Origin of the sequence: Parabacteroides faecalis, from assembly GCF_022809355.1 — a bacterium.
GTDB classification, from domain to species: domain Bacteria; phylum Bacteroidota; class Bacteroidia; order Bacteroidales; family Tannerellaceae; genus Parabacteroides; species Parabacteroides faecalis.
In genome coordinates, this window is record NZ_JAKZMM010000084.1 from 1 (window position 1) to 7757 (window position 7757).

The 7757-nt window shown below is 41.8% G+C and carries 8 protein-coding genes and 1 tRNA gene; all 9 read right to left on the reverse strand.

Going from position 1 to position 7757, the window contains the following annotated elements; translation table 11 throughout:
• Nucleotides 1-28: 28 nt before the first annotated feature.
• Nucleotides 29-101, reverse strand: a tRNA-Phe gene (locus MUN53_RS17745).
• 102 nt (nucleotides 102-203) lie between these two features.
• Complete coding sequence (locus MUN53_RS17750; protein WP_243326730.1) at nucleotides 204-1376, reverse strand: glycosyltransferase; 1173 nt, start codon at nucleotides 1374-1376, stop codon at nucleotides 204-206.
• Between the two features lie 5 nt (nucleotides 1377-1381).
• Nucleotides 1382-2539, reverse strand: coding sequence for a diaminopimelate decarboxylase (gene lysA, locus MUN53_RS17755; protein WP_243326731.1), 1158 nt, complete (start codon nucleotides 2537-2539; stop codon nucleotides 1382-1384).
• A gap of 164 nt (nucleotides 2540-2703) precedes the next feature.
• Nucleotides 2704-4020 (reverse strand): aspartate kinase, encoded by a 1317-nt coding sequence (locus MUN53_RS17760; protein WP_243326732.1) that lies wholly within the window; start codon nucleotides 4018-4020, stop codon nucleotides 2704-2706.
• 69 nt (nucleotides 4021-4089) lie between these two features.
• A complete protein-coding gene (locus MUN53_RS17765) occupies nucleotides 4090-4767 on the reverse strand; it encodes a cell division ATP-binding protein FtsE (protein ID WP_243326734.1) in 678 nt (225 codons plus the stop codon).
• Between the two features lies 1 nt (nucleotide 4768).
• Nucleotides 4769-5365: a bifunctional phosphoribosyl-AMP cyclohydrolase/phosphoribosyl-ATP diphosphatase HisIE gene (hisIE, locus tag MUN53_RS17770; protein WP_022455949.1), complete on the reverse strand. Its 597-nt coding sequence runs from the start codon at nucleotides 5363-5365 to the stop codon at nucleotides 4769-4771.
• Between the two features lie 16 nt (nucleotides 5366-5381).
• Nucleotides 5382-6137 carry an imidazole glycerol phosphate synthase subunit HisF gene (hisF, locus tag MUN53_RS17775; protein ID WP_022455950.1) on the reverse strand — a complete coding sequence of 252 codons (756 nt, stop codon included), beginning with the start codon at nucleotides 6135-6137 and terminating at the stop codon, nucleotides 5382-5384.
• A gap of 15 nt (nucleotides 6138-6152) precedes the next feature.
• Nucleotides 6153-6875, reverse strand: a complete 723-nt coding sequence (hisA, locus tag MUN53_RS17780) for a 1-(5-phosphoribosyl)-5-[(5-phosphoribosylamino)methylideneamino]imidazole-4-carboxamide isomerase (RefSeq protein ID WP_243326735.1) — start codon at nucleotides 6873-6875, stop codon at nucleotides 6153-6155.
• 4 nt (nucleotides 6876-6879) lie between these two features.
• A complete protein-coding gene (gene hisH / locus MUN53_RS17785) occupies nucleotides 6880-7470 on the reverse strand; it encodes an imidazole glycerol phosphate synthase subunit HisH (protein WP_243326736.1) in 591 nt (196 codons plus the stop codon).
• Nucleotides 7471-7757: the final 287 nt, after the last annotated feature.

The window sequence follows — 7757 nt, forward strand, 5'->3', positions numbered from 1 at the left end:
TTTTACTGTCTTTTGCTTTTCTTCAAAGTGGTGCCACCAGGAATCGAACCGGGGACACAAGGATTTTCAGTCCTTTGCTCTACCAACTGAGCTATGGCACCTTTTCTTTTTGTTTGTAACCGTTATCGTTTCGATTACGGGTGCAAAGGTAGGGACTTTTTTTGAATATACAAACTTTTGAGCGAAAAAATTCTATTTATTTTTTACTTTTCTATTAGAAAGACATAATTCTGTTTCTTTCTAAAGCAGCTAACTATATCTAAATAAAGATTATATACATTTTCAGCTACATCTAACGGGAAAAAGTTAATAAATGATATTCTTTGCGCCAACATCCGAGATGATTGAATAAAATAGTATCCTTTCACTACATAATAGCAGATAAAAAGGAATCCGGCATAAACAGATAACAGGAAATTTCCTGCGCAGCCAACGATAACGGATGTTATTACCGCTATCCAGAAAAGCCAATAGCATAAATTCTCGAACAGGAAAAGCCGGTAAAAATGATTCTTAGAATGGCTTCGTGTTGAAATGGAGCCAATACGTTCTTGCGACCATTTCTTCAGACGAAAGTATTCTCCCTTCTTAACCAAAGCTTCCGGTGAATAATTAACAAGTGTATTTTGTGAAGTGGCTACCTCATTGACAAACTGATTGTCCTCTCCTATCTTCAGGTATAACTGGTTATAGAAACCTTTATTCTTGAAGAAAAGATCTTTGGTATAAGACAAGTTCTTCCCTGAACCAGAAAATGGATTACCTAACAAAGCCGCAGACAAATATTGCAAACCTGATTTCAGGTTATCGTATGCAATCAATTGATTAATCCATCCTTTTTGATACGGATATGCCGCATATCCCAATACGACTTCTGTCTTTTGCTGATATGATTCCACCATTGTACGAATCCAATTCTCTGACAAGGGTTCGCAATCAGCTTCGGTAAAAAGAATAACTTGATGACGTGCGGCTTTAATTCCCAACGTCAAGGCCAATTTCTTCTTACTGATATAACGGGCATCTTTAGGAATAAATGTATAGTAAAGATACGGATAGTCACGCTTAAATAAGCTCAACCGATTACTACAGGCTTCTGAGATTCCATCATTCACAACGATGACTTCAAACTCCGGGTAGTTCTGATTAAGCAATGCAGGCAAATGCTGCTCCAAATTCTCTTCATTGTCCTGAGCATAGACTACTACTGATACAGGAGGACAAGAAGATGAATCCTGCTTTACTGGTTCATATTGGGTACGACACTTCCACGGTCGCCGGTACAACACCAAGCAATAAAGCAGGACTATCAAAAACAGGAGTGCTGTTAATCCTGCCAAACCTAATTCCAGATGGCTGAATTGTAGCAAACTCATTTCTCTTATAATTGATCCGAATAATAAGCAACCGGAAGCTGACGACAATTATACTGTGAAGCCATAACCTCACCATAAGCTCCAGCCGACCGTAAAGCAATATAGTCTCCTCGATGAACCTCATTCAATTCGACATCTTTTCCAAACACATCCGAAGACTCGCAAATAGGTCCTACTACATCATAGACTTCTACATCCTTATCACTGGATATGTTCTCAATACGATGATAGGCATCATACATAGCCGGACGAATCAATTCAGTAAAGCCGGCATCCAAAATGGCGAATTTCTTCACTTCTCCTTCTTTGACATATAATACCTTTGAGATCAGAGAACCACACTGAGCCACAACCGAACGGCCTGGTTCGAAGTGAACCTGCTGTCCCGGACGCAATTCCAATAATTTATGGAATACGGCAAAATAATTGTCGAATGCTGGGATTGACAAATGGTTCGGATGATAATAATCAATGCCTAAGCCACCACCCAGATTCAAATTCTCGACATGCAATCCTTTCTTCTCCAGTTCTTCCTGAATTTCATTGATACGGATTGCCAAGTTGCGGAAAGCAGACATATCTGTTATCTGAGAACCGATATGACAATGAATACCAATCAAACGAACATGCGACATGGTCTTCATTTCATCGAGCACACCATTCAACAGACTTAAATTGATACCGAATTTATTTTCCTTCAAACCCGTAGTAATCTTAGCATGCGTATGAGCATCTACTTCCGGATTGATACGCAAAGCCACACGAGCAACCTTTGCTTTCGCTGCTGCCAACTCATTAATTACACGCAGTTCAGCCAATGATTCGACATTAAAGCAGAAGATGTCTTCATCCAATCCTAAATTGATTTCCCAATCAGCCTTACCTACTCCTGCAAATACAACTTTATCAGCAGGGAAACCGGCTGCAATGGCCGCACGAACTTCTCCTCCACTAACACAATCAGCTCCTAATCCAGCCGAAGCAATGATCGACAGTAAACGAGGATTAGCATTGGCCTTGATTGCATAATGCACATGATATCCATACTTACCTGATTCTGTAGTGACAACCTGAAGAGTTTCTTTCAGCAAATCTACATCATAATAATAAAAAGGAGTCTTCAGCTCCTTAAATTTATCTATCGGAAATTTTCCTTTCAACATAAGATTTTATATACAATTAAATAGCGTTTATTTTGCCTGTTCTTCCTGACGAACCGATGAAAGAAGAACAAAAGAAAAAGGTTGAGTCAGATTCCTGTTTCAAGAAAACAATTCACAAAACCGTTCTCTTAAAAGCACCTTTCTGACGCAACCTTCTGCCGAGTTTATTTATTATTGAATAAATGATCGCTTAAAGCCTGCAAAGCACGTTGTTTATCGGAAGCTTTCACCAACAAGGAAACATTATAATTGCTACCACCGTAAGAGATCATCCGCACAGCAACATCCTTCATCGCGTGAATAATGCTATCTTCAAATCCAACATTTTCCCATTCCAAATCACCGACTACACATACGATTACCATATCTTCATCGACAGAAACAGTACCGTATTTCTTCAGATCGTTCACGATTTCATCCAAATGCTTGCAGTTATCGATCGTAACTGAAACACCTACTTCCGAAGTTGTTACCATATCAATCGGAGTCTGGTAATTCTCGAATGTCTCAAATACTTTCCGCAAGAAACCAGTTGCCAACAGCATACGTCCACTCTTGATCTTAATAGCCGTAATGTTGTCTTTCGCTGCAACTGCTTTGATCTTACCCTTTTCAGTTGCATTTGAGATCAATGTACCCGGAGCATCCGGCTGCATTGTATTTAACAGACGAACCGGAATATTGTTTATCTTGGCCGGCAAAATACATGTCGGATGCAGGATCTTGGCACCAAAATAAGCCAGTTCAGCAGCTTCTTCGAAATGCAAATGACGAACCGGAGACGTTCCTTTTACGAAACGCGGGTCATTGTTATGCATTCCATCGATATCAGTCCAGATCTGGATTTCTTCTGCTTTGATAGCAGCACCGATCAATGAAGCAGTATAGTCGCTACCACCACGCTGTAGGTTATCGATCTCACCATAAGCATTCCGACAGATGTATCCTTGTGTAATATACAAGTCAGCACCTGCATTTTCTTCCAGCAGACGATTCAGCTTTTCTTTAATATATACAGGATCCGGTTCTGCATTCTTGTCTGTACGCATGAAATCAAGAGCAGGCAACAATACCGAATTTACACCCTGTTCCTGCAGATACAGATTCATCATGCCTGTTGAAATCAGCTCACCTTGTGCCAACACCACTTTTTCTTCAAACAATGTGAACAAATCTTTGGTGAAAGAACGAATGTGATCAAAATGGAAAGTCACTAATTCACGAGCCTTTTCCTTATACTCCTCTGTAGCATACAACTCGTCAATATGACCAAAATATTTCTGAGACAACTTATTGATGATCTCATTGGCTCCATCTGGATTCTTCTTATACAAATAATCTGAAATTTCAACCAACGAGTTGGTTGTTCCAGACATGGCAGACAATACGATAAGGTTCTTCTCGCCAACAATCAATTTGGCAACATCTTTCATTCTCTGTGCTGATCCCACAGAAGTACCGCCGAATTTTAATACTTTCATTTCTTTTACCTTATAATTTATTTATTCTCATTCAACAAACAAGGATATGGTTGCAAAGTTATAAATAATTTACTTATCCACATCATTTAAACTGGCATTCTCGCATTTAACAATGCGTGCCGGGAAATTATGAACCAACGTATAATTATGGGTGGTCATAATTACAGCCGTTCCTTTTTTACAAATTTCATGCAAGAGTTGTACAATTTGCCCACTTGTCTCCGGATCCAGATTTCCTGTCGGTTCATCGGCCAATATCATATCCGGTGTATTCAATAGAGCCCGTGCAATTACGACACGTTGTTGCTCTCCACCCGAAAGCTCATGCGGCATTTTGTACCCTTTGTTCTGCATACCAACTTGCTGGAGCACTTCTTCAATCCGGTTTCGGATATCCTTGTTGCTGCGCCATCCCGTCGCCCGCAAAACAAACTCCAGATTCTTATTCACCGAACGATCGGTCAACAACTGAAAATCCTGGAATACGATTCCCAATTTGCGACGCAGATAAGGCACGTCTTTCCGTTTTATCTTCCGCAAATTATAGTTCAACAGGCGAGCTTCTCCACCACAAATCGGTATCTCACAGTACAACGACTTCAGCAAACTACTTTTTCCGGATCCTACTTTACCGATCACATACACAAATTCGCCCTGATGCAACGACAAAGAAGCCTGATGCAAGATCACATTCTCGTCCCTGCATATATCCACGTTTTCCAGTTGAAGCAGTACACCGTCTTCCATCTTATTTATGACGTTTCTTTAGTTCCCGAGCCAAGTCTTCAATACTCAGTCCTTTGCTTGTCAGCAGAACAATCAAATGATAAATCAAATCGGATGCTTCATAAATCAACCGGTCTTCTGTTCCATTGGTAGCTTCAATAACTGTTTCAACAGCTTCTTCGCCTACTTTCTGGGCCATCCGGTTTACGCCTTTCTGGAAAAGAGAAGTAGTATATGAACCTTCCGGCATTTCCATACGCCGACGTTCGATAAACTTCTGCAAATATTTCAGGAACATGATGTCTTCTTCGTTCTTCTCGCCAAAGCAAGTTCCGGCACCTGTATGGCAAACCGGTCCTTCCGGATTGACACGAATCAGTAAGGTATCGTTATCACAGTCGGGTACGATCGAAACAACGTTCAGGAAATTACCGCTTGTCTCACCTTTCATCCATAAACGATTCTTAGTACGGCTGAAAAAGACCACCTTCTTTGTTTCCAAAGTCTTCTGATAGGCTTCTTCATTCATAAAGCCCAACATCAGTACTTTATTTGTACACTCATCCTGAATAACAGCAGGAAGCAAACCTCCCATTTTTTCAAAATCCAAATTCGTCATATCTTTATATATCTTATTATATTCTTACATTTATTCCTTCGCGTTGCAAATATAGCTTCAATTCTTCAATCTTGATCTCTCCGAAATGAAATACACTGGCCGCTAAAGCAGCATCGGCCTTTCCCAAACGGAATGCATCCCGGAAATGTTCCATCTTTCCGGCACCACCGGAAGCAATGACCGGGATATGCAAAGTATCGGCCAAATAAGCCAGGGCCTCATTCGGATAACCTTCTTTGACACCGTCGTGCGTCATGCTGGTGAATAAGATCTCGCCTGCGCCTCGCTCTTCGGCTTCACGGGCCCAGTCAAACAATCGCTTATCGGTCGGGATACGGCCTCCGTTCAGGTAACAGATCCATTCTCCGTTTTCCCAGTTGGCATCGATTGCTACCACGCAAACCTGACTGCCGAAATGCGAGGCGATTTCTCCAATCAGTTCAGGACGCCGGATAGCAGCCGAATTAACAGATACTTTATCCGCTCCGGCTCCCAACAGGCGATCTACATCCTGCAGCTCATTGATTCCGCCGCCTACTGTAAAAGGAATACTGATATTGGCAGCCACTTTCTTAACCAATTCCGTAAAAGTTTTCCTTCCTTCATGAGAAGCGGTAATATCCAGATAAACCAATTCATCCGCACCAGCCCGGCTATAAGCGGCTCCCAGTTCAACCGGATCACCGGCGTCTCTGAAATTCACGAAGTTGATTCCTTTTACCGTTTTTCCCTCTTTGATATCCAAACAGGGGATAATTCTCTTGGCTAACATATATGTTTTGATTAATCAGTTACTAAATTGTTCTAACTCCTTCAGGCTGATCCGCCCTTCATAAATGGCTTTCCCGAAAATCACGGCCGGAATGCCCGCTTCTGCCAGGCGTTCGATATCGGCTATCGAACTGACACCTCCGCTGGCAATCAGATAAATGTCCGGAACCTGTTCCTGTATTTCCTTATATAAGTCGACTGCCGGTCCCTGCAACATCCCGTCTCTTCCGATATCCGTGCAGATGATCTTCCGGATTCCTTTCTCCTGATAATCATGGATGAAAGGAATCAAGTCGAGGGCTGTGCCTTCTTCCCAACCATTCACTGCAATCTTCCGGTCTTTGGCATCGGCTCCCAGAATGATCCGTTCGCTGCCGTATTGTTTCAGCCAGGATAAGAAGCTATCCGGATTCTTGACGGCGATACTTCCGCCCGTTACCATCTGTGCACCACAGTCGAAGGCGATACGCAAATCTTCATTCCGTTTCAAACCGCCACCAAAGTCGATTGTCAATTCGGTATGCCCGGCTACCTTTTCCAACATTTTGTAATTCACAATATGTCCGGCCTTGGCTCCGTCCAGATCCACCATGTGCAGGCGACGGATGCCATGATCTTCAAACTGCTTGGCTACTTCCAAGGGATCTTCATTATAGACCTTCCGGGTCTGATAATCTCCTTGCGTCAGACGGACGCATTTCCCTTCTATCATGTCTATGGCTGGTATCAGTTCAATCATACGTTTACAGATTAAGGAAGTTCTTTAATATCTGTTCACCCACCGAGCCACTCTTTTCCGGATGGAACTGCGTGGCATAAAAATTATCCTTATGCAAAGAAGCACTGAAAGGCAGGATATACTCGGTCGTAGCCGCCGTAGCCTCGTTAAGGGGCACATAAAAGCTGTGCACAAAGTAAACGAACTGATTTTCGAGTGCCGGACTGAACAGACCACCTTTCAAGTCGGTAATGGTATTCCATCCCATGTGCGGTACTTTATCCTCATGGCGTTGCGGGATAAAACGCTTGACATCTACATCGAAAATACCAAGACAATCGGCATTTCCTTCTTCCGAATAGCGGCACATAAGCTGCATTCCCAAGCAAATACCCAATACCGGTTGTTTCAATCCGCATATCAAGTCTGTCATCTGATGGGCTTTCAGATATTCCATGGTGGTAAAGGCCTCTCCTACTCCGGGGAATATCACTTTATCAGCCTTCCGGATTAATTCCGGATCAGCCGTAATCACCGGTGTAATACCCAAACGTTTGAGCGCATAATCTACCGAATAGATATTTCCTGCATTATATTTTATGATGGTAACATTCATTTCTACCAAGCTTTTTGATGTTAGGTTGCAAAAGTAACAAATTAATATTACAAATGAGAAATTATGGAATAAAAGTTCATCAATAGAATGCTTTTGTAATAATTTGGAGATGTATTCTCCCTTTTTCAAGATGAAGATTCGTTAAATGACATGGATTTATCTCCCGTCTTCGTTTGATGTCTTTTTGTAAATAAGGTTGACTCCTAAAAAGCAAGAAGATGAAAGAAAGCAATTATGAACAAGAGAAGTTTCGGAAGAATTTGGAAAGAGAGATTTTCCGTTTGGTA

Excerpts from the sequence above, each read along its gene's own strand:
- MUN53_RS17750 (WP_243326730.1), bottom strand. The coding sequence starts at position 1,376 with ATGAGTTTGCTACAATTCAGCCATCTGGAATTAGGTTTGGCAGGATTA.
- lysA (WP_243326731.1), bottom strand. The coding sequence starts at position 2,539 with ATGTTGAAAGGAAAATTTCCGATAGATAAATTTAAGGAGCTGAAGACT.
- MUN53_RS17760 (WP_243326732.1), bottom strand. The coding sequence starts at position 4,020 with ATGAAAGTATTAAAATTCGGCGGTACTTCTGTGGGATCAGCACAGAGA.
- MUN53_RS17765 (WP_243326734.1), bottom strand. The coding sequence starts at position 4,767 with ATGGAAGACGGTGTACTGCTTCAACTGGAAAACGTGGATATATGCAGG.
- hisIE (WP_022455949.1), bottom strand. The coding sequence starts at position 5,365 with ATGACGAATTTGGATTTTGAAAAAATGGGAGGTTTGCTTCCTGCTGTT.
- hisF (WP_022455950.1), bottom strand. The coding sequence starts at position 6,137 with ATGTTAGCCAAGAGAATTATCCCCTGTTTGGATATCAAAGAGGGAAAA.
- hisA (WP_243326735.1), bottom strand. The coding sequence starts at position 6,875 with ATGATTGAACTGATACCAGCCATAGACATGATAGAAGGGAAATGCGTC.
- hisH (WP_243326736.1), bottom strand. The coding sequence starts at position 7,470 with ATGAATGTTACCATCATAAAATATAATGCAGGAAATATCTATTCGGTA.